This window comes from Stieleria tagensis (assembly GCF_024129865.1).
In the GTDB taxonomy this organism is placed as follows: Bacteria; Planctomycetota; Planctomycetia; order Pirellulales; family Pirellulaceae; genus Stieleria; species Stieleria tagensis.
In genome coordinates this window covers 69082-93954 of record NZ_JAMYFE010000022.1, presented here as the reverse complement: position 1 = coordinate 93954, position 24873 = coordinate 69082, and the positions used below count along the sequence as shown (strand labels likewise).

Annotated in this window: 17 protein-coding genes and 1 pseudogene; 6 read left to right on the top strand and 12 right to left on the bottom strand. The window is 55.6% G+C overall.

What is annotated here, in order from left to right:
• Window positions 1-100 precede the first annotated feature (100 nt).
• The 5 genes from NHH03_RS03980 to coxB are packed head-to-tail and all read right to left on the bottom strand — an operon-like array spanning window position 101 to window position 5781.
• Window positions 101-1240: a c-type cytochrome gene (locus NHH03_RS03980; RefSeq protein ID WP_253154449.1), complete on the bottom strand. Its 1140-nt coding sequence runs from the start codon at window positions 1238-1240 to the stop codon at window positions 101-103.
• A complete protein-coding gene (locus NHH03_RS03975; RefSeq protein ID WP_253154448.1) occupies window positions 1237-1917 on the bottom strand; it encodes a cytochrome c oxidase assembly protein in 681 nt (226 codons plus the stop codon). The genes NHH03_RS03980 and NHH03_RS03975 overlap by 4 nt, the downstream gene beginning before the upstream one ends.
• Window positions 1917-2312, bottom strand: a complete 396-nt coding sequence (locus tag NHH03_RS03970; RefSeq protein WP_253154447.1) for a transmembrane prediction — start codon at window positions 2310-2312, stop codon at window positions 1917-1919. The genes NHH03_RS03975 and NHH03_RS03970 overlap by 1 nt, the downstream gene beginning before the upstream one ends.
• Window positions 2313-2317: 5 nt before the next feature.
• A complete protein-coding gene (gene ctaD / locus NHH03_RS03965) occupies window positions 2318-4801 on the bottom strand; it encodes a cytochrome c oxidase subunit I (RefSeq protein WP_253154446.1) in 2484 nt (827 codons plus the stop codon).
• Window positions 4798-5781, bottom strand: coding sequence for a cytochrome c oxidase subunit II (coxB, locus tag NHH03_RS03960; protein ID WP_253154445.1), 984 nt, complete (start codon window positions 5779-5781; stop codon window positions 4798-4800). The genes ctaD and coxB overlap by 4 nt, the downstream gene beginning before the upstream one ends.
• A 345-nt stretch (window positions 5782-6126) precedes the next feature.
• Here coxB and NHH03_RS03955 point away from each other — a divergent pair, with 345 nt between their 5' ends.
• Both NHH03_RS03955 and NHH03_RS03950 read left to right on the top strand, forming a co-directional pair.
• On the top strand, window positions 6127-7182 hold the full coding sequence (locus tag NHH03_RS03955; RefSeq protein ID WP_253154444.1) for a sodium:calcium antiporter: 1056 nt from the start codon (window positions 6127-6129) through the stop codon (window positions 7180-7182).
• 349 nt (window positions 7183-7531) lie between these two features.
• Window positions 7532-8764: a transaldolase family protein gene (locus NHH03_RS03950; RefSeq protein ID WP_253154443.1), complete on the top strand. Its 1233-nt coding sequence runs from the start codon at window positions 7532-7534 to the stop codon at window positions 8762-8764.
• A gap of 194 nt (window positions 8765-8958) precedes the next feature.
• Here the strand turns inward: NHH03_RS03950 and NHH03_RS03945 are convergent, their stop codons facing one another.
• The 4 genes from NHH03_RS03945 to NHH03_RS03930 all read right to left on the bottom strand — a co-directional run bounded on the left by NHH03_RS03945 (window position 8959) and on the right by NHH03_RS03930 (window position 16649).
• Entirely contained in the window at window positions 8959-10101 is a 1143-nt protein-coding gene (locus NHH03_RS03945) for a hypothetical protein (protein ID WP_253154442.1), read from the bottom strand.
• A gap of 164 nt (window positions 10102-10265) precedes the next feature.
• The gene (locus NHH03_RS03940) at window positions 10266-13811 is read right to left on the bottom strand and encodes an efflux RND transporter permease subunit (RefSeq protein WP_253154441.1); all 3546 of its coding nucleotides are present in this window, start codon (window positions 13809-13811) and stop codon (window positions 10266-10268) included.
• A 13-nt stretch (window positions 13812-13824) separates the two neighbouring features.
• Window positions 13825-15891: an efflux RND transporter periplasmic adaptor subunit gene (locus tag NHH03_RS03935; protein ID WP_253154440.1), complete on the bottom strand. Its 2067-nt coding sequence runs from the start codon at window positions 15889-15891 to the stop codon at window positions 13825-13827.
• Between the two features lie 194 nt (window positions 15892-16085).
• Complete coding sequence (locus NHH03_RS03930; RefSeq protein ID WP_253154439.1) at window positions 16086-16649, bottom strand: membrane or secreted protein; 564 nt, start codon at window positions 16647-16649, stop codon at window positions 16086-16088.
• 133 nt (window positions 16650-16782) lie between these two features.
• On the opposite strand from NHH03_RS03930, the gene NHH03_RS03925 reads away from it, so the two are divergent.
• The gene (locus tag NHH03_RS03925) at window positions 16783-18363 is read left to right on the top strand and encodes a TolC family protein (RefSeq protein ID WP_253154438.1); all 1581 of its coding nucleotides are present in this window, start codon (window positions 16783-16785) and stop codon (window positions 18361-18363) included.
• Window positions 18364-18405: 42 nt separating this feature from the next.
• Here NHH03_RS03925 and NHH03_RS03920 read toward each other — a convergent pair whose 3' ends face one another.
• Window positions 18406-18963: an RNA polymerase sigma factor gene (locus NHH03_RS03920; RefSeq protein ID WP_253154437.1), complete on the bottom strand. Its 558-nt coding sequence runs from the start codon at window positions 18961-18963 to the stop codon at window positions 18406-18408.
• A gap of 169 nt (window positions 18964-19132) precedes the next feature.
• A complete protein-coding gene (locus NHH03_RS03915) occupies window positions 19133-19483 on the bottom strand; it encodes a hypothetical protein (protein ID WP_253154436.1) in 351 nt (116 codons plus the stop codon).
• Window positions 19484-19942: 459 nt separating this feature from the next.
• Between NHH03_RS03915 and NHH03_RS28320 the strand changes: the two are divergent.
• From NHH03_RS28320 to NHH03_RS03905, 3 genes and pseudogenes are all read left to right on the top strand, one after another.
• Window positions 19943-20044, top strand: a pseudogene (locus NHH03_RS28320) (anti-sigma factor family protein); the annotation flags it as partial.
• Between the two features lie 72 nt (window positions 20045-20116).
• Window positions 20117-20884: a zf-HC2 domain-containing protein gene (locus tag NHH03_RS03910; RefSeq protein WP_253154435.1), complete on the top strand. Its 768-nt coding sequence runs from the start codon at window positions 20117-20119 to the stop codon at window positions 20882-20884.
• Between the two features lie 723 nt (window positions 20885-21607).
• Complete coding sequence (locus NHH03_RS03905) at window positions 21608-22234, top strand: hypothetical protein (RefSeq protein WP_253154434.1); 627 nt, start codon at window positions 21608-21610, stop codon at window positions 22232-22234.
• A 274-nt stretch (window positions 22235-22508) separates the two neighbouring features.
• On the opposite strand, the gene NHH03_RS03900 is transcribed toward NHH03_RS03905, so the two are convergent.
• Complete coding sequence (locus NHH03_RS03900) at window positions 22509-24827, bottom strand: tetratricopeptide repeat protein (protein ID WP_315861422.1); 2319 nt, start codon at window positions 24825-24827, stop codon at window positions 22509-22511.
• Window positions 24828-24873 lie beyond the last annotated feature (46 nt).

Below are 24873 nucleotides of genomic sequence, written 5' to 3'. Positions count from 1 at the left end.
GGGTGCCTATCGCGGTTTGCAATTTGCAAGCGCTCTGATGACAGCGTCTGAGGCTGAATTGTGCCGCCTGGGTTTAAACAGGACGAGTTGGAAATCGTGTCTACTTCTTGACCTCGGCACTGAGTGACGCGTAGTACTGTGACAGTTGAGTGCGTTGGGACTTGTTCAGTTTATCTGCGATGGAATGCATCAGCGAGACGTTGGCGCTGCCGCCTCGGTTGGTTTGGGCGAACAGCTCTAGTTGTCGTTGCAGATAACGGGCAGGCTGACCAGCCAGCGACGGGTATTGCTCGCTGCGTTTCATTTTTCCGGGTCCGTGACAGTCGACACAGGAGGGGATTTTTGCGGACTGGTCACCCTGATGGGCGAGCTGGCGACCTGTTTCGATCAGATCGTTCATTGGTAGTCGGCCCGTTTCCGCGGAGTTCGTGGAACGCTGCACGTCGCTTGGTGGGCTGTTCTTTGGCAGAGTTGTGGCAGGTTGCTCTGAGAAATAGCTTGCGATCTCGTCTATCTGCTGGTCTGTTAGTCGATGGGCAATCGGAGTCATCACGCCGCTGTATCGCCGGCCGGATCGATAGGCGAGTAAAGAATTCTTGAGGTACGCTCGACTTTGTGAGGCCAGAACGGGCACTCGATCGTTGCTCGGTCGGCCGCCTGCCATGCCATGACAAGCGGTGCACTCGGACGCGACCTGATAGGCGATCGCTGTTGGGGCCTTTTGGTTCTGGGCAGCATTCGGCTGAACCAACTGGCTGTACTCGCTTGCATCGATTTTTGGCAATTCGCGCAAAAAAGCGACGACTGGCCAGATTTCATCATCTCGTTTCTGAGTCGGCCAAGCCGGCATACCGGCGAACTTGATTCCGTGCTTGAGAATATAAAACAGTTCGGCATCGTCCCACAGGCTGACTGCTTCAGATAAGTCGGGTGGACTGGGAGTCATTTGTGCCGCAACCGGTGGCTGCGTAAAGCCGGGTGCGCCATGACACCATCGACAATTGCTGTCGAAGGTCGCGGCGCCCATTTGCACTATTCCCGGCTCGTCCATGGAAGGGACCTCGATACCACTGCTATGTAATGAAACGGATCGGTTGCTGGCAAAGTCCAAGGTCCAGCGTGTGATCGGCCAATGTCCGCTGCTCGCTTTGATGGGCACGATTCCCGAGACAAGAACCAACATGCCGAAGATGCCGAGTGCGGTGAGCAAAATGGCCAGTTCTTTGAATCGTCGTTTCATCGAATTGCCTCGTGGCATGAGCTGCCAGTTTGCTTTGACGACAAGTGTGATTTATCCGCAAGCGGAACGCTTGCGCCACGGACCAAGTCCTTCGTCAGCCAAAGTCCACCAGCCAGATAGGCGATTCCGCCGACCACTAGCATCACTGCACCGCCAAGGTGTTGATCGGTCAACGGCGACAAGACTGATCCAGCATGCTGGTGCTGGTACAAAAGACGCGGCGACAACGCTAGCAGTGCACCCAAGAAAGTCATGTGCATCGACGTCAGCAACAGACCAATGACGCCGGCAGCGGATCGACGACAACTGCGTGGTTGGCTTCCACCGAATGCCGACAGCCACACCCACATTCCAGCGGCCAAAAACATTCCTTGCTCAACGACCAGTCCGAATACGTCATGCCGCGCCCAGTGATGCAGACCTGGCGCATGCCACGCCCAAACAATCAACAGCTCACCCACCGAAGCCGGGATTGGTGAAAACAACCAGGGTGTCTTTCGCACCGGATCGTATCGCAGCCCCGCCATTGCGATTGACAACAGTGGTGCAACCACGGCGACGATCAGCATGTGCAGCGTCATGTGCGCTGCAAATGAACTTTCCGACCAGCGTGGAAGTGGTCCCAGCCACGCCACCGCAAGCAATATCCAACCAACATTCCAAATGGTCGATCGCATCAGTGACAGGTCTCCATGATCACGAAGACGAGTGCTGTGAACAGGATTGCGACACCACTGAGGAGTGATAGCAGCAGCGTTGCAAAGCCAAGGAAACGTTGTTCGCTGCGAGACGTGTTGTCGTCGTGCGGCAATTTCGTTTCTCCCATGTGATGCGCTCGCAGACCGATTCCTCCTATCCAGGCAATCAATGAAAGTGCAATGACCGTAAAGAGTGCAACGGCGATTCGAATCGGCAGCCCATCGCCATCGGCTGGAGCGTACTTGGCGCAATAGATTGCGGACGTCAGATAACTGGCTAGAAAATGAGCGGCCCAGCAGAGCGGAGCGAACGTCAACGTCCAAAGTTTGGCGGAAGAGAGCAGACCGTCCGCAGCAGGTTTGGTGGTTTTCATCACTTTCAAGCCACCAGCGGGAATAGGGCAATCGTGAGTGCCGTGATGCCGGTGGTCAGCACCATGAAGTGCCAGTACAGGGTCACATTGATGATGTCTGCATTGAAGCGGTGAGTCATCTTTCCAGCCGCCCGTCTGGCGATGCAATACAACTGCATCACGACACCGACCAGCAGATGAACCACGGTCCACAGAATCAACACGCACACGGATGCTTGGTAAACATGCACCGTCGGATCCATCTCGTGCAGCCATGGCCCGCCGACCAGCGAACCGACTGCGAGACATGCCAGAGCAATCGATGCGATGGTGCTAATGTAAAACAACATGGCGTTTTCGCGGTCGTTAAGTCGCCGCGACAACAGCATCAATCCCCAGGCCGCCAATGCAGCCACCAGCGAAATCATCGGCCAAAGAACGCCGGGGCCTTCGGCATCGGCTGGTGGGAATTCTTCATGAACCGTCCAGTAGAAAAAGTAGCCAAACACCAGCGACATGAACGCGGTCATGTCACCGAGCATGGTAATGAACATCGCCCACCATCCGACCGCATCTGGTCCCGACACATAGGTCGGCAATGTCAAACCCAATCCAACGTCTTTCTGGGGCTTTTCGGGGATGATTGCGGTGCCCGTCCAGAGCCAAACCAGGATCGTTAAAAAGGCGAGACCGCCACTTGCGCTGGCAGCGAAATACCAATGAAAGGTACCGAAGATAAAGACACCTCCGGTGAAGATTGCCGCCCACAACGTCAAAAAAGTGGGACCGGGAACACGCAAACACTGAATGGGTGTTGCTTCAACGGTGGATGTCACAAGCGTCTCTCGCAACCCCTCTTCGGCGTCAGCAAGATAAAAGTTGCCTTCATCAACATCACGAACGAAATTGGCTTGATCCCACAATGGGTAACGTGACTCGATGATCGGAATGCTGCGGACGCCCCACGGTTGGTCAGGAACCTCAGCCAGCCATTCCAGGGTACCCGCGTTCCATACGTTTCTTGGCGCGGCAGATTGTTTGCCTTTGGGACGCAACAAGTCCCACAGGAACACAGCGAATCCGCCGGCCAATACGAATGCACCGATCGACGCAATCAAGTTCAGATTGTCGAATCCCATGCCGGCCGGATACGTGTAGACACGCCGGGGCATTCCGATCAAGCCGGTGATGTGCATGGGGAAAAAACAGACGTGAAAGCCGATCATCATCAACCAGAATGCGATCGTGCCGAGTCGTTCGGAAAGGAGTTTGCCGGTGACTAGCGGATAGAAATAGTAGAATCCCGCGACGATCGGAAAGATGGTGCCGCCGACCAAGACATAGTGCAAATGCCCCACAATGAAATACGTATCGTGAGCTTGGTAGTCGAACGGCGCGATCGCGACCATCACACCGGTCAGACCGCCGATGATGAAAGTCGCTAGCCCAGCCAGTACAAACAGCAAGCAAACTGATTTTGTCACACGGCCCACCAGCAGCGTGGCAATGAAGCAGAAAATCTGCATGCCGGTGGGAATCGCTACCGCTTCGGATGCAGCGGAGAAAATTCCGATCGTGATTCCAGGCAATCCGGTCGTGAACATATGGTGTACCCACAATCCAAAACTCAAAAAGCCCGTGCCAACTGCCGCCAGCACGATCCACCCGTATCCGACCATTGGTGTGCGAGCAAACGTCGGCACGATCATTGCCACCAATGCGATCGAAGGCAGAAACACGATATAGACTTCGGGATGTCCGAAAATCCAAAACAGGTGTTGCCAAAGCATCGGATCGCCGCCGCGAGTCGCATCAAAGAACGGCCAATCGAGCGCCCGTTCCAATTCCATCAACAGATCACCAGCGATCAGCGGTGGAAAGGCGAACAGAATCATCACGGCAACGACCAGGATGTACCAGGCGTACAGCGGGATCAAATTCAATCGCATTCCTGGCGGACGGCATTTCAAAACACCCACGATCAATTCGACCGCTGCGGCGATGGATGCTATTTCGATGAACGACAACCCGAGCAGCCAGATATCAGCTCCCACATCGTTTTGATATTGAGTGGTCATTGGTGGATACATAAACCAACCACCCCGCGGCCCGGCACCAAAAAACAGGGACCCGCATACGAAGACACCTCCAATTAAAAACGACCAAAATCCATACGCCGACAAACGTGGAAACGGCAGGTCTCTCGCTCCCATCATTTCAGGTAACAACAGGATCGAGATCGCTTCTAAAATCGGTACGGCAAACAAAAACATCATCACGCTGCCGTGCATCGTGAAGACTTGGTTGTATTGCTCCGCCGTGAGGAAATCGTTATCCGGCATCGCCAGTTGAATCCGCATGACGAGCGCGAGCAGGCCACCAAGCAGCAGGAACGCAAACGCAGTGATCGTGTACCACAGCCCGACTTCGGAATTGTTGACCGCGGACCAATATCGCCAACCCTTCGGGGTCCGCCACGCTTCAAGCAATCGTCGGGCCTGGTCGTTCACTTCAACGCCCCTAAGAAATGGACTAGGGAATCAACTTCATCGCCGCGAAGCGTTTGGAAATCGGGCATCTGGACACCCGGTTTGACTCGATGCGTGTCCGACAGCCAAAGTCGCAAGTTCTCGGGTGTGTTGTCCAGCACGCCCGCGCCGATCGAGAGTCGCGAACCGAAATGAGTCAAATCGGGGCCGACGACTCCATCGGCTGGCGTGCCGCGAATCGCGTGGCAGGCTGAACAGCCTCTGGAAAAGAACGTGGTTTTCCCGATTGCTGCTTGCGTCTCAGCAGCGGATTGATGCACGTCCGCCGGATCTGTATTGGCCGACGGTTCGCGCCGCTCTGCTAGCTCCTGTGCTTGTCCCACAAGCCAATCGTCGAATGTCTGTTGGTCCGTCACAACGACTCGAAATCGCATTTGTGCGTGAGCGGTTCCACAGAATTCAGCACATACACCGCTAAATACTCCGGTTCGTGTGGGGTGAAGTTTCAAGCGATTGGTGCGTCCTGGCATCATGTCGACCTTGCCGCCAAGTGATGGAATCCAAAAGGAATGAATCACATCTTCACTGGTGAGTTTGAATTCAACAGGCTGATCAACCGGCAAATAGATCTCATTGGCTGTTGGGATGCGCCGTCCGGTGTTATCGATGTAATTCACTCGCCACCACCAACGAACGCCGGCAACTTCGATCGTCAAACTGCCCTCCGGAGCGGGCCGCTGTAACTCGGGCAACATCACGAGCGCATAGCTGAGCAACCCCGCCAGGACGACCGTCGGAACGACCGCTCCGCCGCCGATCACAAGCCATCGAGTCATCCGCACCGAGTGTTCACGGCGTGACAAAATCGCGTATACGGCAAGCCCCATCGTCACGATCCAAATCAAGGTCGCGCCACCGGCCATCCAGTAAAAAAGTTCGGCGATTCGCTCCGCTCCCTTCCCGGCCGTATCAAGCGCTGACTGAAAACTCGATTGGTGCATGTCGCTGTTGGATTTTCGTTCAGCTAGGTGGGTTCACGACCAGCCGTGACAGTCATGAATCGCAGTGGGACAGGCTATGCGCCAATCACCAAGCGAAACACTGTCACCAAGCGAAACACTCGCGCCGGTGTCAACAGATCCGTCTCTGCGGTAACGCCCCTGTGATCTGGTGGATCCGTTTCACTCTGGTTTTTGATGGCGACGACGCAAATGCTGTGCCGTCTGGCATGATGATTGCGGACGTGCTCAGAGGCGGTGGCGGCCGACCGGAGCAGCACAACGTGTGGCTTCACACTGGACGGCTCGCGACTAACAAACTAGACGAGCGCCGACGCATGGAGTTCTATGGATTTCATCGAGCAATCACTCGCGACCAACACAACGATCTTTCTAATCGCGGCCGCTGTGGTCTGGTTCGCCGGCACGAAACTCAGTCGCTACGTCGACATCTACGCAGATCGAACCGGCTTGGGGCAAGCATTCGCCGGCGCATTGATTTTGGGTGTCGCGACGAGCTTGCCGGAGTTGGCGACAACATTGACTGCTGCCTATTCCGGAGCAGCCAAACTGGCTGGATCAAATCTCTTGGGTGGCGTGGTGATGCAGACCGCAGTGCTTGCGCTGATCGACGCGCTCGTCTTGAGAGGTAAACCGCTGACTTTGTTTTCGCCGCGTTCGTCCCTGTTGATGTTAGGTGTCATGTTGATCGGATTGACCGCGATGGCATCTGCGGCAATCTCCAGTGGCGAATTGTTTAGTATTGCTGGAGTCGGAGCGTGGCCTGTGTTGCTCTTTTTGGCATATTTGTCGTCGCTTTGGGTGATTTATCGCTACGAGGGACAACCGCGATGGAAACCGACCGGCGAAATCGCTCAACCGCCCGAATCGGCGCGAGACTTGAAGGACGCATACCACGAAAAATATGCTGATGTTTCTTTGAAAGCGATCGTGGGGCTGTTCGCGGTTGCGTCGTTGGCGGTGCTAGCCGGAGGATTTTTCGTGGCCAGGACGAGCGAAGCGATCGCCGAGCAAACGGGTATCGGTCAAAACTTTATCGGGGCAACTTTGCTGGCTTTGGCAACCAGCTTGCCAGAAGTCAGCACCACTTACTCGGCTGTTCGGTTCGGAGCGTACAGCATGGCGGCCGCGAATATCGTGGGCACGAACAGCCTTGAGATCGCTTTGTTCCTGCCAGCTGATATCGCCTATCGAGCTGGAGCGATTGTTGATGCCTTGGACCCGTCGACGGGGTTCCTTGCATCGCTGGGAATCATTGCCACCAGTCTCTACTTGTGGGGAATCCTCGAGCGACGTGACAAGACGGTTCTGGGAATGGGGGTTGATTCGTTCTGTGTATTGGTAGTGTATGGGGTGGGATTAGGAATCTACTACACATTGTAAAGAGGGGATGGACCCCGTGAATGGACACAGCCACCGCCCTGCAACGCCAACAACGATCTTGCCATTCGGTATGTCAATTGCAACCTAACTGTTGCGCATTATTCGACGAGTGAGTGTCGCTCCCGTGCCACTGCATCGATCGGGCATCTGGTTTGCGCCAGTGGTGATGGTCTCACAGAGCAGTGTAATCCGCACCGTGCATGGTCTGGATCAATGGGCGATGAACCGCTGCTTCGAATTCACGTATTTGTTTCACCGATATCCTCGAACACGCTGGGCAGAAACCATGCAAGCTGCTTCACGATCAACCGGTCAATCAGACATTTTTGTTGTGGAACCGAATTCCGATTTGTCTTTCGACATCCAGCAATTTGTACATCGCGGGATCAATCTGGATTCCGCCGCCGACGAACAAACCGATCAGGAATTTTGGCAGCGGATTTCACAAAATGTCGAGACCGAACTTTGGCTCGACAGTGGCGACGAATCCGCAATTGAACCGTTGTGGAACCCCCGGTTTTCTGGATTGACCACCAACAATTCACTGCTCAATGCGGAAGTTCAGAAAGGCATTTACGACGATTTAATTCCAGATGCAAATCGTTTGTTGGAAACCATGGTCCTAGACGATCGGGTTCGTGAGATCGCGTTCATTCTCAACACGCACCATGCGTTGAAATTGGTCGAAGCCTACCGATGCGATGTTAGCGTCGAACTGCACACGGACATCGCCGATGACGCGGAGGCGACGATGGCTTTCGCCCGCCGGTGTCATGCGATTTGCCCCAAGCATTTCATCGTGAAAGTTCCATTGACCCCAGCGGGTTTGGTGGCAATCAAGCAGCTTCGCGAGGAGGGGATCCGTGTCAACTGTACGATCGGGTTTAGCGCCCGGCAAAACTATTTAGCGACCGCCTTTGCGAATCCTTCGTTCGTCAATGTGTTCCTGGGCAGGCTCAATTCCTACGTGGCCGACAACGGACTTGGCGATGGAAAGCTGGTCGGTGAACAGACGACCCTGGAAAGTCAGCGCGAAGTAGCAGTCTTTGCAAGAGGTCTGCCCCAGTCCGATACCAAGCAGATCGCGGCAAGTTTGCGGGATGCCAAACAGTTACCGTTGCTGGCAGGAGTGGATGTGATCACCATGCCACCCAAAGTCGCTAAACAGGCTCGCGAAACGCTACAGCAAACTTGGGTCTCCCGACGCAAGGTCGATTATCCGGAAGCATTGGAAACGACCGACGCAGATTCTGATACGAACTCGCTAGAGAAACTTTGGACAGTCTCCAAGCAGGAACGCAATCTTGCTCAAAAGATAATTCTCAATCCACCGTCGACTGCCAGCGAGTTGGTCGACGCCGCCCAGACGCATGAAATTGATGATCTGTTCCCACAGTTGTCTGAACCCGAACGGAACCGCATTGCCGCCGACGGAAAGATTCCCAAGCATGATCGCTGGCGAGACAAGTTTGCCAACGGCACCATCGCCATTGACAGTCTGATGACCTTGGCCGCCCTAGCACACTTTGCTGCCGACCAAGCGAAACTAGATGCTCGCGTCCGGGAGCAACTTGCTAAATGACTTTGGCTTTACAGAGGCATCCCTGCGTCATCGTTTGACATCTATGACATTGAAAAAACGAGCAGAGGCGGCGTGTCTATGGATTGCGAGTGAATCGCAATCGTCCAGGACACCGCCTCCGCGCGTGTTGTAGGAACAGACAATGGCATGACGGACAATGGGGCCTTTGCCTGCTCTCTCTCTCCGGTTCTTTCCTAGCGAAGGATGGGCGCGTCGACTCCTTGTTGTGCCAGAACGGCTAGCCATTTTTGAGGCTCCGCAGCAATCTTCTTTGCACATCCAGGGCAGCAGATGTAGATCGCTTTGCCGGCGGCGTGGACTTTGTAGGGGCCGCCCATGGCATCGAGAGGTTCATCCATCACGGGGCATTTCTTTTGAGCGGCGATGAAGGGAGCGTCTTCGGCACTGACTTTGAAAATGCCGGATCGAACTTGTTCGGTTCCCGCTGAAACGGAAGCCGCATCGGCATTCGCATTTACGGAGTCATAAACCATCGCCAGGTATTTGGCTGGTTCGGCTTTGATTTTTTTGATGCAGCCTTTGCAGCACAAATAGATTGGTTTGTCACCAACCATGACCTTGATTGGGGTGCCCATTGCGCCGAGTGGTTCGTCCATGACAGGACAGACTTTTTGCGCAGCGATGGCTGCCGCATCAGCTGCGGTGGACGCGCTGACCGTGATTTGAGGGCGTCCCGAAGCGTACTTGGCTGGGGTTGATTCGACGGCATTCACGCAACCGTCACAGCAAACGAACACACGCTGTTGATTCACATCGACAGCAATCGGATCGCCCATGCTGCCCAGCGGCTTGCCACTGACCGGGCAGATTTTTTGACGAGCGATAGCGGCGGCGGCCAGTTGTATTTCACTTGCAGGGACGGTTGCAACCTCATTGAATGAAATCGTTTGCCCGCTGGATTGGGAGATGCCAACGAGTTGAACCTGCACTTCGATTTGCCGGCCAGCGATTTGAGAAAGGTTGACGGGCGCGGTGAGGCCACCTTTTCCGTCGGGAAGCAAATCATAGCGATAGCGTTTTGCGTTCCCTTCCATGCGTACCGACGCGGCACCGCGCCCCTGTTTGACCGAAACGGGCTGGCCGTTCTGGTCGTAAACGAACATCTGAATACCAGCTTGTGAAACGACAGTCTCCAATTGCACGTCACCGGATTGTTTTAAAGATCCACCATGCGGTCCAGCGACAGGCCGCGTCAGTTGCTCTGTCGCAGTTTGACTGGGGATCGCATGATTGTGGGCAGCATGATCGTTTTGTGCACCGACCGAACTGGCCGTTGTCAAGAACAGCGCGGCAGTGAATAAGAGGTGACGTTTCATTTTGGTGACTCCATTAAAGTTTCGCGACCAATCCATTCGGTCGCTGATTTCGTTGGTTAGGATTTGGATGCTTGATCCGATGAAATTCTTCACGAGCTTGATGGAAAAGTATGGGAGAGAAACTGTTGGAAAGTTTCGTGTCTTGGTTGCTCTTTCGGCGGTTCTTAGGCAGCTTTCATCAGATCCTCCGCTGGGTTTTTTGGGGGATCATTCCAAAGTTCATCTTCGAAACCGAAACGCATTTTCAGTTCAAGGTAGGCGCTATAAAGCGTCGGCACGATGAATGACGTAAACGGTTCAGCGAGCATGCCGCCGAACACAGGAATCGCCATGGCGCGTGCCACATCGGATCCGCGCCCCGTCGCCAAGAGCACGGGGATGAGCGCAGCCAACGTGGTCACCGTTGTCATCATGCAAGGCCGAATGCGTTTTAAGCCGGCTTCATAGACTGTGTCGCGAATGTCTTGGATGTTTTTGATGTTGCGTTTCTTCAACAGCTGATGAATGTATGTTGCCATCACAACGCCGTCGTCGACCGCCAGGCCAAACAGGGCGATGAACCCGACCCAAACCGCTGTGTTTAGCTCGACTTGCATCCAGGCGACCAAGATCATTCCGCCGGCGAACGCAACGGGGATGCCGGTAAAGACCGCCATGGCAATCGGCAAGTTACGGAACTCAAAATAGATCAGTAACAAGTTGATCAGGATCACCACCGGGATGATCCACATGAGCCGCAGGTTGGCTTCGATTTGATTGCGAAAACTGCCGACAGCTTCGAGCGAGTAGCCCGCCGGCAACGCCAGGTGTTTGGGGTTTGATGCGGGAAGCAATTGCGATTTGCGGAGCTGTTCTTCGATTGCAGCGACGGATTCCAAATCACCTTTTAGACCGTTGGTCATAAATGAAACGTGTGCGACCAACCGCCCGTTTTCGCTGTTGATTGCGCCGGGGCCCCAAGTGGTTTCCAGTTTTGCGAGTTCCTGTAGCGGAACCACGGCGCCGCTCTGTGTCACAACGGGCAAGCGGTTGAGTTGGTCAATCCGTTCACGCAAATCACGGTTGTATCGAATTCGCACCGGATATCGCTCGCGACCCTCGATGGTTTTGATCAGGTTCATTCCACCGAGCGCGGTTTCGATCACTTGGTTGACCATCGAGGCGCTCATGCCGTAGCGAGAGGCGGCGTCACGATCGACGGTGAACTCGATGTATGGTTTTCCCATCACAATGTCTGGATTGACAGTGCCGGGATTGATGTACGGAGAATCTTTCAATGTGGTGGCGACGTCCATCGCCGCGTCGGCAAGTTTTGTCAAATCATCGCCATAGACACGGATTGCCGTCGGGGCCTTGATGCCCGATTGCAACATGACCACACGTCCTTCGATCGGCTGTAGTGCGGATGCCGGCGTGACGCCCGGCAGGGTTGCGACCCGATTGATCTGGTCCCAAATGTCTCGCGACGTGACTCCCTCGCGCCATTCGCTCTCAGGCCTGAGCATCACATAGGTTTCCACCATTGCCGCCGGCGCGGGGTCAAGCGCCGACTCGACGCGGCCGATCTTGCCGAGCACGTCTTTGACCTCGGGGATCTGGCCGATCAACACATCTTGGGTTTGCAATACTTGCATCGCCTGTGAAAAACTGGCGGCCGGATACAGTGTCGGCATATAGAACCAACTGCCCTCGTCCAGTGCGATCCAGTCATCGCTCTGCAAACCGGTGAAGATATGTTTCGCATCGACATAGCCGGGGAAGTCATTGAGTTCGGCCCCGAGCACCCGTGCGACACGTTCGACGGGTTGCAGAATCGTCGGCATCCCAAAATAAGCTCCGACACCGACCAAAAGTAAAACCAGCGGGAACGACAATGCGAACGCCTTGTGATTCAGTGCATGTTTCAATCGAGCCGCGTAGATCCAGTGGACGAAACGACTGGACGGGATTTCTTCGATCGGGCGGATGCGTTCACGCAGCAGTTGCCAGCCGAACAGGAACGCGAGCAAGGCTGCTACCAAGGTGACGATCCAGTGGCTGACGCCGATGTAATCTGCCAGTTCATCACCCCACATCAAATACGATGTCACGGCCACCAAGACGGCCAAGGCAATTCCGGCTGCGATAGCGGTCCGTTTGCGATAGCGGGTGCTCCTGAGAAACAATCGGCTTAGGGCAGGCACAATCGTGATCGCTGTGATCATGGCTGCTGCAATCGCAAACGTTTTGGTGTACGCAAGCGGCGAAAACAGTCGGTAGTCGCGTCCCGTCAGAAAAAACACGGGCAGAAAGCTGACAATCGTTGTCGCCACTGCAGTGACGACGGCGGGCGCCACTTCGATTGCTGCTGCGTAAACGACTTCGCTGCGTGTGGCGGTGGGGGCGTGCGACGAACAGGAGGAGCCGTTTTTGAAGTCAACCGCGGCATTTTTTTCCCATTCAGCCAAATGCTGATAGATGTTCTCGGAAACGATGATCGCCATGTCGACCATCGTCCCGATCGCGATTGCGATCCCGGCGAGCGACATGATGTTCGAACCGACGCCAACAACCTGCATTGCGATGAACGACATCAACACCGCGGCAGGCAAGCAAATTGCGACCACGAAACTGCTGCGAATGTGCATCAAGAACAACAGGATGATGATCGCTGTGATGATGATTTCATCGCGCAGTGCATGTGTCAGCGTTGCCATCGTCTCGTCAATCAAGCCGCTACGGTCATAGACGCCGTGAATCTGGACGCCCTGTAATGCGGGGGTGATTGCCGCAATTTTCTCCTTGACTCGATCAATGACCACGCGCGGATTTTCGCCATACCGCATCACGACGACGCCACCGACCGCTTCGGATCCGTTGTAGTCGAGGGCGCCCCGGCGGAAATCTGGACCCAGCTGTACTTGGGCGACGTCACCCACTCGAACGGGGACACCACCGCGTTGCATGATGACGGTGTCTTCGATGTCCGCGATGGCTTTGATTTTGTCGCCGCCCGTGCCCAGAAAACCTTTTCCACGGACAATGAATTCCATGCCGCTGGTCTCGACCGTTTTTGCGCCGACGTCGACATTCGAACCCTTGACTGCGTTGGCCAGCGTTGCCAGCGAAACGTTGTGGAAACGCAGTTTGTCCGGGTCGACTTCGATTTGGTATTGGCGAACGTAGCCGCCGATCGATGCGACCTCGCTGACGCCTTCGACAGCTTGCAGTTCGTATTTAACAACGAAGTCCTGCATGCTGCGCAGGTCGGCCAGGCCCATGCCCTCTTTGGGCGGTTGCAGGGTGTAATAGAAAATCTGGCCCAGCCCAGTCGCGTCGGGTCCCAGTTGCGGCACGACGCCCTCGGGCAATTGCGATGCCGCGGAACCGAGTTGTTCGGAAACTCGACTGCGTGCCCAATAGAAATCGATATCGTCTTTGAACGTGACCTGTACAAAGCTGTAACCGAACATGCTTTTGCCACGGACCGATTCGGCGCCTGGTACCGCCAGCAAGGAAACGCTTAGCGGGTACGTGACCTGGTCTTCAATGTCTTTGGGCGAACGTCCCGGCCATGGCGTCAGCACGATGACTTGGTTTTCGCCGACGTTCGGAATGGCGTCGATGGGCACCGCTTTGAATGCGAAATATCCACCGACCGAGGCGGCGATCGTCAGCATGACGACCAGCCACGGTTCTTTGACGCAAAAGCGAATGATTAGATTGAGCACCTTGTTTGTCTCCCTATTGAACCGCGCGGGCAATTCCAGGAACCGACTTGCCATCGACCGCCATGTCGCGAACCACTTCTCCGCAGTTCAGCATTTCGTTCCCCCAATAGGGATTGGCTATCTCGCCACCGGGCTGCATCCAATCACCACCGCCACCGGGAACCATCGGGCAATAGTAATGAGCCAAATGCGATGCCGTTTGAGGGCCACGAGCCGTCGTTGCTGCTTTCAACATGGCGTGACTGACACCTCGAAAAGCACTGCGAGCGGTTTCAATGGAACCGTCCATTCGAGAGACGCCACGTCGTGCCGCTGCCAAGCGTCGCTGTGCATCATCCGGAACGTCCGGCAGCAGTTCCAGCTTGGACAACGCTTCGATCAACGTGTTCAAGTCAACGGGGGCCGGTGTTACGTCGGCGGCCAAGGCACGCTGGATTTCGAAGTAGGCGTTGTAAGCTCGATCGAACTCGTCGCCCGACTCCCCAGCCAAAATCACCGGATCACCGTCCGGTAGCTGCAACGGTCCTGGCGAGAAACGGGGGGCTTTGCTGGGATCCAATAGCGATGGGTTTCCGGCGAGTTGCATTTGCGAATCGATCAAGAAGTTTCCATCTGTCGCAACGGTTTCGCCAGCCGACAGGCCTTCGACAATCACGGCCTGGGTGTCGTTCAACGCTCCTACCGTGACGCGGCGAATTTCAAATCGACCTGGCTCGGTTTCAACATAGATGACGCCGTTGTCGCCGGTCAGCAAGACCGCATCCCGGGGCACCGAAACGACGCGTTGTTGGGGTTGTGGATTGTCGGCATAACCGAGTTGACGAGTGGGGATCAGCGACATTCCGCACAGCGGACAGTCGCCGGGATCGTCGCGGATCACCTGTGGGTGCATCGGGCTGATGTACTTGCCCGAGAGTGCAGGGTCGTAAACTAAATCGGTCGGAATCGCGGGGACGGTGATGCGGGCGGTCGCGTAGTCACCGGGTCGTAATTTGCCGTCAAAGTTCATCACCTCGACACGCACTTGAACTGTGCGTGTGGTGGGATCAACCGTTGGATCAATGAATGCGACGCGGCCTGTGAAGACTTCACCCGGCCTGGACTGAATTTCAGCTTCGACTTGCTGACCAAAGCGAATCAACGCTGCGTCATCGGGGAACAAATCCAGCATCATCCAAACGGATGTTAGGTCGGCAATCCGATAGATTTTCTGGCCGGTCTTGACGTAATCTCCTTCGACAGCGGTCTTCTCGAGAACCGTGCCTGTTTGCGGTGACTTGATACGAATGCGCGACTGCGGCTTGCGAGTCTTTTTCAATTCGGCAATCTGTTCACTGGTCATCCCCAGCTCGCCAAGGTTTTCTTCGGCCATCACTCGCAGGTCAGAACTGTTGACGCTGAACCGTCCCACGGACTTGCTTTCCAAGCTTGCGACGTATTCGGTTTGTGCGGTGAACATTTTGGGGCTGAAGATCAGCGCCAGGTCGTCGCCCTCGCGGACTTGCACGCCCACATAGTCCGCATAAAGTTGCTCGAGGCGTCCGTCGATGTAAGCAGAGATTGTCGACAGACGACTTTCGTCAAAGTCGATGGATCCGATGGTGCGAATCGTCCGCGTCACTTCACCCAGTTTGCTCTGGGCCGTTCGAATTCCGACCAACCGACGCGCCGATGGTTCAATGGTGACGGAGATGCCATCACCACCGCTATTGCTGGTCACTTCGACTAACTCCATCGCGCACACGGGACAGCGCCCCGGTTGGGTTGATGGCGGCGTGCACATCATCGGGCAGATGTATCGCTTCTCGCCGCTGCCCTGGGAATTTGAGACGCCCTCGGCGCCACCGCCGCCAAAGAACCCATCTGGCGTGATCCATTGGAAACGCTGCGCCAACCCGATCATGATCAAAACGATCGCAGCGACCGCTATCACCATGCCGGCGTTTGCCCCCGCGCGTATCAGCCAACTGAAACCACCGATTTTGGGCTGTGCGTCGGATGTTGGTGGCGTGGCCGCGGTCGGCGTCGAGGCAGTACCGGCTTCGCAAATCGTTTCAGTTTCTGGGATGTCTTTTTTCATGGTCGATGCCTCCCTGTCATTTCAAATGGGGTAGGGCGCGCGGCGCAGCGAGAAAACGTTGTCACCAAAGTTTTGTTTCATCGAAGGGCTGAATGCTGAACCAGCAGCGAACGGTTCAATGACTTCCGCTTTCAATCAGATACAGCTCTAACGCAGCCTGTGAAACGTGCGTGAAACTGACAATGCAGGCGGATTTAGAGGCGCCAGATACAGAGATCGATTTGTCGAGAGTGTCGCGGCGCAGGGGCATCTTCGGTGCGCACCACGCGGGGTAATCCGGAAACCACCTCCCCAAAGATCGCTGCCAAATCAGTGAATCGGACGGCAACGGATTCCCGCTGCTCGATTACCGGACGCACAGGCGACGGTTCACCCATGGGTTGGCTTTGAAAGCCACAATGGCAACCGGTGACGATTCGGTGGGGGCCAGGCTGCTGCGAATCAGCGGTGCTGAGCACGATCACCGGGGTGAGCGAGGCTTGAACCGAGTCCCCTTCGTCCATCGTTTGGGGCGTGGAAGACCCACCGGAGTCCATGCAGCACTCGCCAGCGGTCTGCTGTTCGGAATGTCCGTCGCAACAACCGCATTGCTCGGTCGCTGTGGACACTTCACAGCATCCGCAGCCCTCGCAAGTGAAGGCCGATGCACCGTTTGCACGGCAGTCATCCGCGAATACCAATGCAATCCCCGGCTGAATCATCATTGCGACGATCAGTGAAAGATTGACGACGGTGCGAATGAAGCAAGAGTGAAACACTTGGACCTTCCGAAACAAATACCTACAGACGGTATACCGAGTATATCGGAAATGTGGGCAAAAGGTTCAAGATGAATCTGTTTCATCGCCACACTTTCCGTTTGGAAGGATAGCTGGATGGAGCCAGTTTGTCATGGAACCTCAACAAAACACGCTGTTTTTGGGCTCGCGAAAACGTCATCGACTGGGTCTGTCCCTGTTTGCCGTTTGCCTGGGCGGGTGTGTTTCGGGTCCAGACCGATCGCCGCCGTCACAACCCATGACATTCAGCTCCGCGGCCACCGATAGCCGGTCTGCCGACACTTTTCGCCAGGACCAAGACGGCCGCCAGCCCGTGATCCAGACGGCCAGCTATGGCGATGACGCAGCTTCGGGAGAGGGCGTCTTGGTGGCGGGCAATGACACCGTCGGTGCCGGCGAAGATGGCAAAATGTTCGAGGCGATGCTGGAAGCTGAAGTCGACACGGGGGTTGAAATGACGGACGCTCCCCACTCTGGCGCTACCGCGTCTGATTCCCGATCAGCTCCCGTCGAGTACTTTGTCGATCAAGCGCTTGCCGTGCACCCGAGCCTTCGCGCGGCACGTCAACGTGTCAGTGCGGAACTCCAGCGGGTCCCGCAAGTCACTGCGCTTCCGGATCCACAATTCAACAACACGTTTTGGCCGTTGCCGGACAACGCGTTGCAAACAGCAGGCGGACGGATCGCCAACCAAATGTCGCTTCAGCAGGGTGTGCCCTTTCCTGACAAGTTGCGCACCAAAGGGGCGATCGTCACTCGCGAAGCACAAATTGCTCAGGCAGAGGTCGAGCAAATCGAACGACAGATTACCGAGTCGGTACGGCTGGCGTACTATGAAGTGTGGTACGCCACTCGCGCGTATCAAATCATCGAAGAAACTCAAGTCTTGGTTGACGATCTGACCCGAGTCGCCGAAGCGCGCTACCGTGCAGGCGGCACTCAGCAAGATGTGCTCCGCGCGCAGCTTGAAACCGATCGGCTAGATGATCAGTTGGTTCAGTTAAAGAAACAAAAGGAAATTGCTCAGGCGGATCTTGCGGCATTGCTGCAACAACCGGTTTCGCTTTTGCCGGAAGCCATGGATCAGCTTGGCGTTGATGACGCACCGCAACAGTTGGACGCTTTGATTGCCCAGGCCGAACAGTGCAATCCCAGCCTTCGTGGACTTGCCGCTGAAATTCAGCGAGACCGTCAAACGCAACGGCTGGCGTGTCTTCAAAAGTACCCTGACTTCACAGTCGGTCTGAATTGGGGCATCGTCAGTGACGGACACGATGTGATCAGTCCGGTTGCCAACGGGAACGACAACCTGAGCATCATGTTTGGCACGACGCTGCCCATTTGGCGTGACAAAATCAATGCAGGCGTTCGGGAAGCCAATCTACGCACCAGCAGTTCGATGCAACGGTATGAAGCCGAACGCAACGAGATTTTTGGCCGTTTGCGGCGCTTGCTTGCTCAAGCCGATTCGCTGGTCGAGCAAAACGACATCTACCGCGATCGCATCATTCCCCGAACCGAAGACACTTTGAAGCTGGCGATCGCGGACTACCGGGGTGAGCGCAGTGACTTTTTTACTTTGATCGAAACCTATCGCGAGTTGTTGATGTTTGAGATTCAACTCGCCCGGATTAACGCCACACTTGCTGGAACGGTCGCCCAGATTGATCGCACCGTGGGATGCACTTATTAGAGGTAGCAGGCTTTCAAGACGATGCCGCCAGGGCTACCGTTTTTACCCCCATCCCAGTCGTTCGAGCTCGGATCGCAGTTCGCGACGGGCGCGGTTTAATCTTGAACCGACCGTGCCTTCGGGAATGTCCATGACCTCGGCGATTTCCGCATAAGACAGCTCCTGGACCTCCCGCAATGTCAGGATGGCACGCAGTTGGGGCTCGATCGCTGCGAGGCCGGTTTGCAGCATCTCGGCATCTTCTAGCCGTAGTCCGCTGGGACTCACATTCGTTTCCGGTTCCAAGCTGAATGTGTCGGCTGTGTCGCGTTTGCGGCGACGCAACAACTGCAACGCCTCGTTGGTCGCCACACGGTAAATCCACGTTTCCAAACTTGAGTTGCCACCGAAGCGATCGAGCTTGCGAAAAATTTGCAAGAACGCCAACTGCATTGCATCGTCGGCGTCCTGGCGACCAACGATTCGAACCATCAGCGCATAAACGCGACCACTGCAGCGCTCGTACAGTTGCGCCATCGCATCACGGTCCCCGTTAATGCACTGGTGGACCAATGCGTCGGTCGGCAATGTTCGCTCGTTGGTCTTGCGTAGATCGCTCAACAAGTCAGGCGTCCTGTTTATCCGTTGAAGAGGCCGATGATCGAACGCGCGGAACATCCAGCAGGCTGGTGATGATTGACACAGCACTGCTCGTCATCCTATTCATACCCATCTGGGGTATCAAGGTGGGCTGCTGGATCCGTGTGACAGATCGTTCCTGCACATCGCGTTACGCCGATTTCGTCTGCTCGGGCGACCTGCTGCTCAGCAATTGACGCAAACGCGTTGAAAGTCGAAACACGTCACCACGGTACTCGATCAATTGCTCGATACCCAGAAAGGCCGCCATCGCATAGTCATGGACTGGGATATCAGCGCCATACAACACGACCCGAGTCTTGCTGCCGATTGTCGCCAGTTTCGGAGCCAACTGCCATGCGTGTTTGCTGGGAATCGCTAGCTGTGCGACGACGATTCCTGGTTGGTACTTGCGACGCGCCTTCAAAGCGTCAGTTGCCGATAACGCGCGCACGACGCGATAGCCGGCTTCGATCAAATCGCCGGCCAAGCGGGCATACACTTCGTCTCGGGTTTCCGTGATCGCGATTCGTACAGTGCCCCGTTTTGGGACCCTGTCCGCGGCTCGCCAGCTACGACGCTTGTCGTTCCGACGATCCGAGGTGCGAACTTTGATGCTTCAGCAAGTCCGGTTCTTCACGGGGTTTGGATTTTTTCAGAACAAATTTGCCACGCCATTGCGATTGCCGATCGGTATCGGACCTGAAGCAACATCGTCGCAGGGCAGGCAAACCGATTGGATTGACGAGAAAAAAACGAGATCATTTGATGCAACGCCGGGTGGTGGCTCTATTCATTGACGGTCATGATTTCAATAAAATTGAAACAACGTGAAGAAACGCGATCTGGAAAGCATCCAAATGCGGTAGATCGACGCTGTGATTCAGCCGTCGAATGGGCATTGAAATCGTCGTGAGGTTTGGCTTGGATTGTGAACGGATCGACTTGCTGAAGAGTGACAATGATGCGTTGTGAAAGCGTCAAAGAACAACTGTCTGCATATTTTGATGACGAACTTTCGCTCGTTTTGTCGCAGCAAGTTCGTTCACATCTCCAGGGGTGCGCGTCGTGTCGATCCGAAATCGCGAGCTTTGAGCGCATCCGCAGCTTGGCCCGCGATGTCGATGCGACGACGATGCAAGCTTCCCCATGGTCGGTGATCGCGGCGCAACTGAACGACGATCAACATCCCGTAGTGACTCGGCAGCCCATAACGCAGCCCGATGGATTGGTACGTGATAATCGCAAGTCGTCTCGGGCAAGGGGCATCCTGGTCATTTTCGCTGCGATCGCGGCATCCATCTTGATTCTGACCTGGAGCCAACGACGGACCGAGGATCTGCAGCCGGTCGCCCATTCAGGGCATTCCCATCTAGGCTCCAAACACATTGGTTCCCAGTTCGACGGCATCACTGCGATCAACTTTCAGGACGCGGTGTTACTTCAGCAATCAGACACCTTGGAAGCGATGCGATCACTGTCCACGAAATACCGTGGCAAAGAGGCTTCCGTCGCGCAGGTCGTGAAGGATCTGGGTTACAAACCGTCGGTCGCATCGACTTTGCTTGATGGTGCAATTTTGGTTTCGACGCAGCTGCTTCAGATGCCCGACTGCCATTGCGTCGAGGGCGAATGTAGCTGTGGCCCCGGCGAGTGCAACTGTGTTGCCTGTGTTTGTCAGCGACCGGATGGTTCGACATTCATGGTTGTCGAACAATGTCGTGGGCAGGACGTCAACTTTGGCGATCTTCCAGTCCGACGGGTACAACGTGGCAACCGCGAGTTGCACGTCAGCGAGAGTGATCAGGGACTCGCCGTTACATGGAACTCCGGCCGAAGTCGGATGACAGCGATCGGACTGCGTGAATTGCAGGAACTCGATCCATTGCTGGCAGCGAATTGACGCGCAAGTTTTGAAATTGCGCTGTTGCCATTCACTGGCCCGCTCGGGACGTCGATTTTATGAATGACGCTTCTGGTGATGATCGGTGTCTCTCAGAACGAGATGGTCCTGAGCCGCGAAGCGGCGGCAGCATGTCGCCATGGGCGTGAGCCCATGGGTGATCTCAAGTAATAAGGCCGGAGGCCGACACAACCTCTGCCGGTGGCGTCAGCCACCGGAAAGAGTGGCAATGAAATCGCAAGCCCCGGAGGGGCGACACAGATGGGCAGCTGTGTCGCCCCTCCGGGGCTTGGCGGGTTCGTTAAGGTTCCAGACCGGTGGCTGATACCACCGGCAATTCATGTGTCGGCCTCCGGCCTGGAGGGGCCAATTCCACTGGATCCCGTGGATAGTGACTAGCGGGCAAGTGAAGAGATCAACGTGGCGATTTGCCCATCCATTTGAGTTGAAAAAACCGACGCGTCAGTTTTGAAGTTGCGTTTTTATCGCAACTCGACGCGTCAGCGAGGGATTTAGGGTGTAAACGGGATCCTTCGCTGACGCGTCGGGTTACCAAAAAACAATGCTGCACACGAAAACTCGCGCTGTGGTATCTGGTCGAAAAGAATTTGGAATTTGGTGAAGGATTCGGTGGGACCGCGCATCTAAATCAATAACGAACATCGATTCCGCTTCTTGGCGAACGATTGGTTCCCCCCATCCCCTAATCCAAGGATTTTACTGATGTCAACCAAACGATCACCGCTCATTTTATCGCTAACGCTCGGACTCATTGCGGGTAGCTTTGGATCATTGTCTGCGTTTGCACACGAAGCTGAAGATCACGCCGTTCATAACCATCAGGACATCAAGAAAACGGAAGAGAAGATCACCGCCGCACTGTCGTCGCTTTCGGCTGAGGATCAAAAGCTTGCCAAGGAGCAACGCTTTTGCCCCATCATGACCTACGATCGTCTGGGCGCGATGGGCACTCCGCTGAAGGTGGCGATCGAAGGCAAACCCGTCTTTTTGTGCTGCAAGGGCTGTGTCAAAGACGCGGAAAAAGAAGGTGCAAAGACACTGAAAACCGTGGCCAAATTGAGGGCCTCGACTGCAACACTTGCCAAGTTGCCAGTCGAAGAACGCAGTGCCGTGGAAGCACAAAAGTTCTGTGCTGTGGCAAACACCAGCTTGCTCGGATCAATGGGCGCGCCGATCAAATTGGAAGTCGATGGCAAACCCGTCTACTTGTGCTGTGCTGGTTGTACAAAGAAGGCTCAGGCCGACCCGGCCGCAGTGCTCGCCAAAGCCGAAGAGCTCAAGCAAGCCGGTTCACACGACGGCCACGATCACTCTGACCACCAGCACTAGTCGCGGATGATTCATGACATTGGCATCGAAGCGACGCAAATTCATCGTTGGTCAAGTGTTGCGAAAAACAGTCAGAACACGATCTGCGCAAATCAGCCGGCACGCGTTAGCGTCCGGTTCCCTGGCCTATGTCGTGTCGGTAATCAGGAACCGTGAGCTAACGTTCCACGGTTGATGAATCATCAGCGACAGTAAACACCTTGTCGCGGCGATGTGTCTGAAACGGACCTCTGGCGGGATCCGACTGCGGGACAAACCGCCCGGGAATGCCCCTTTATTCTTCGGCCATCTTTTCTTTCAGCAGCTTGACGGCAGTTTGAAAATCCTGGTTGTCCGGTTCCAGCTGGACGGCTTTTTCCAACTGCTGGAGGGCCTTGTCCATTTGACCGTCCAGGTACAGCGCCAGCCCATAGCGATATTGGATTGCGCCCAACTCGGGTGCCAGGCCGGCATCGCGGGCCAGCAGCGGCAATTCCTCTTGCTTCAATTGCTTGGCACGTTTTAACAACGCCGCTTGTTCGCCAGGCGGCACGCTGGGGGCGAGTTGTTCCAGCAGGTTCGATAGATTCGATCGTGGCCCCGTGGTTCGGGGCTCAACACGAATCGCGGTCTGATAGGCTTCGATCGCTTCGCCATAGCGCCCGAGTTGTTCACAGACCATGGCCCAGTTGACGTGCGCGCCACTGCGGTCCGGCGTGGCCATCAATTCGTGATGAATTTCTTTGATGACTGGATCCAACTGGTTGCGTTCGAAGGCTGAAAGTTCGGCAAAGGCCGGTGAACTCAACAGGGCTCGGCCAGCGGAGATCCGTACCAATCGCGAGTCGTCTTTCAACAGCTGCATCAACCGTGGCTTGGCAATCGCGGGATTAGCCATCGCCAAGGATGCGGTAGCAGCGGAGCGGACCATCGGATGCTGGTCGGCTTGCTGGCTCAACTCCAACGCGATCTTAGGCAATCCGCGGTAGCGGCGTCGGGCCAGTTCTTCCAACAACGTTGCTTTGGCGATCGCCGGTGCGCGCTCGTCATTGATCTGCAGCAACTTGGCAGCGGCCTGTTCCGCATCGGCATCACCCCGCCGCAGCGGCACGAGTGCTTCGGCAAAGTGCGGGGTCAGGTTTCGCTGGTCCCCGTACCATTTCGCGCAGGCGTCATCACACCACTGGTCGGTTTTGCGAATCATTTCCGACAACGATTCCCCGTCCACTCCGACGATTTGTCCGCCGTCCTGCTCGGCAGCCAACAACCACTGCGCGTATTCACGGCTGCGGAATGTATCCTGCTGGTCGGGGGCAAACTTTTCCAGTTGGTCTTTGACATGACAGTGGCTGCAGGCGTTTGGTGTGCCGAGTTTGACCGATAGGTCGGGGCGTGGAATTCGAATGCTGTGATCCCGTCGCTGATCCAATTCCATGTAGGTGGTGTGTGGCATGTGGCAATTCACACACTTGGCGCCCTCGCTGCCGGGGGCGTGATGATGGTGTGCGGGCACATCGTATTTGCCCGCGGCGTGTTGGTGACACGAGGTACAGGTTTCGTTGCCGGGGTGTTTTCGTTTCAGCGAGTGCGGGTCGTGGCAATCCGTGCAACGAATCCCTTTGTGATACATCTTGCTTTGAATGAACGAACCGTACACGTACACTTCGTCTTTGATCTGTCCGTCGCCGTGATAAGTGGACTCGCCGAGCGTTTCCATGCGAAAATGATCAAAGTAGTCCGCACCCGGTTCAAAGCCAGTAGCCATCACGGCGCGGCGGCTGTGACAGGGCGCGCAGGTCTGGAGTTGCGGTTCGGGATCGTGGCCTTTTAGTTTTGCCAACCCGTAGCCATGGTGTCGGTCCCAGAACAACGACTTTTTGTTGGCCAATTTGATGTGCAGCGAGCCCGGCCCGTGGCAGGCTTCACAGCTGACATCGATTTCCGAAAACGTTGTGTGATAGGTGGCCGTTTGGGTGTCAAAATGGTTTTCTAAATTGGTCGAATGACAATCGGCGCACATCGTTTGCCAGCGCTGTGCGATTCCGGTCCAATGCAGTGGATCGTCGGCGGCCAGTTTGTCGGTGACGTCTGGTGGACGCAGATAAAACCATTTGTTGTTGCGGCTGTCCCACGAGATTCGCAGCACTTGCAAACGCCCGATCTCGCAAGCCTGGCTGTCGTCGGGGCGGTCGAATTCGACCATGTACTGTTGCAGCGGGTAGACGCCGAACACGTACTTGATTTCAAAGTCCTGCATCTGGCCGTCTTCGCCGTCGGTGCGAACCATGAATCGATCGCCGTCGCGAAACAGGCGATTGGACATCCCGTCGTGCTCAAACGTGACATCATTGAAATCGCCTAGCACCGTCTCTGCGGTGGCCAGGTCCATTGCTTTGTCGTGGTCAGAACCGGCAAACGCGTCGGCTTCGGTCTGGTGACAGGCGACACAGGAATCACGGCCGACAAATTTAGGCGATACATCCAATGGTTCTGCCGACCAGTAATCGGCAAATACGGCGCCGGCGATCAACGTCAACACGACAACCAATGGCAGCCAAAGCCGCTTGGAAGGTTGCCGGGGCGGCACGGGGGTCGGTTCGGTGGGTGCCGTCACGGCGAATGTCAGTCGGTGTGGATTATGGAACGGAGGATGGTGGCAA

Excerpts from the sequence above, each read along its gene's own strand:
- NHH03_RS03925 (WP_253154438.1), top strand. The coding sequence starts at position 16,783 with ATGGAACCTCAACAAAACACGCTGTTTTTGGGCTCGCGAAAACGTCAT.
- coxB (WP_253154445.1), bottom strand. The coding sequence starts at position 5,781 with ATGCACCAATCGAGTTTTCAGTCAGCGCTTGATACGGCCGGGAAGGGA.
- NHH03_RS03910 (WP_253154435.1), top strand. The coding sequence starts at position 20,117 with ATGCAAGCTTCCCCATGGTCGGTGATCGCGGCGCAACTGAACGACGAT.
- NHH03_RS03935 (WP_253154440.1), bottom strand. The coding sequence starts at position 15,891 with ATGAAAAAAGACATCCCAGAAACTGAAACGATTTGCGAAGCCGGTACT.
- NHH03_RS03980 (WP_253154449.1), bottom strand. The coding sequence starts at position 1,240 with ATGAAACGACGATTCAAAGAACTGGCCATTTTGCTCACCGCACTCGGC.
- NHH03_RS03945 (WP_253154442.1), bottom strand. The coding sequence starts at position 10,101 with ATGAAACGTCACCTCTTATTCACTGCCGCGCTGTTCTTGACAACGGCC.
- NHH03_RS03905 (WP_253154434.1), top strand. The coding sequence starts at position 21,608 with ATGTCAACCAAACGATCACCGCTCATTTTATCGCTAACGCTCGGACTC.
- NHH03_RS03975 (WP_253154448.1), bottom strand. The coding sequence starts at position 1,917 with ATGCGATCGACCATTTGGAATGTTGGTTGGATATTGCTTGCGGTGGCG.
- NHH03_RS03955 (WP_253154444.1), top strand. The coding sequence starts at position 6,127 with ATGGATTTCATCGAGCAATCACTCGCGACCAACACAACGATCTTTCTA.
- NHH03_RS03970 (WP_253154447.1), bottom strand. The coding sequence starts at position 2,312 with ATGAAAACCACCAAACCTGCTGCGGACGGTCTGCTCTCTTCCGCCAAA.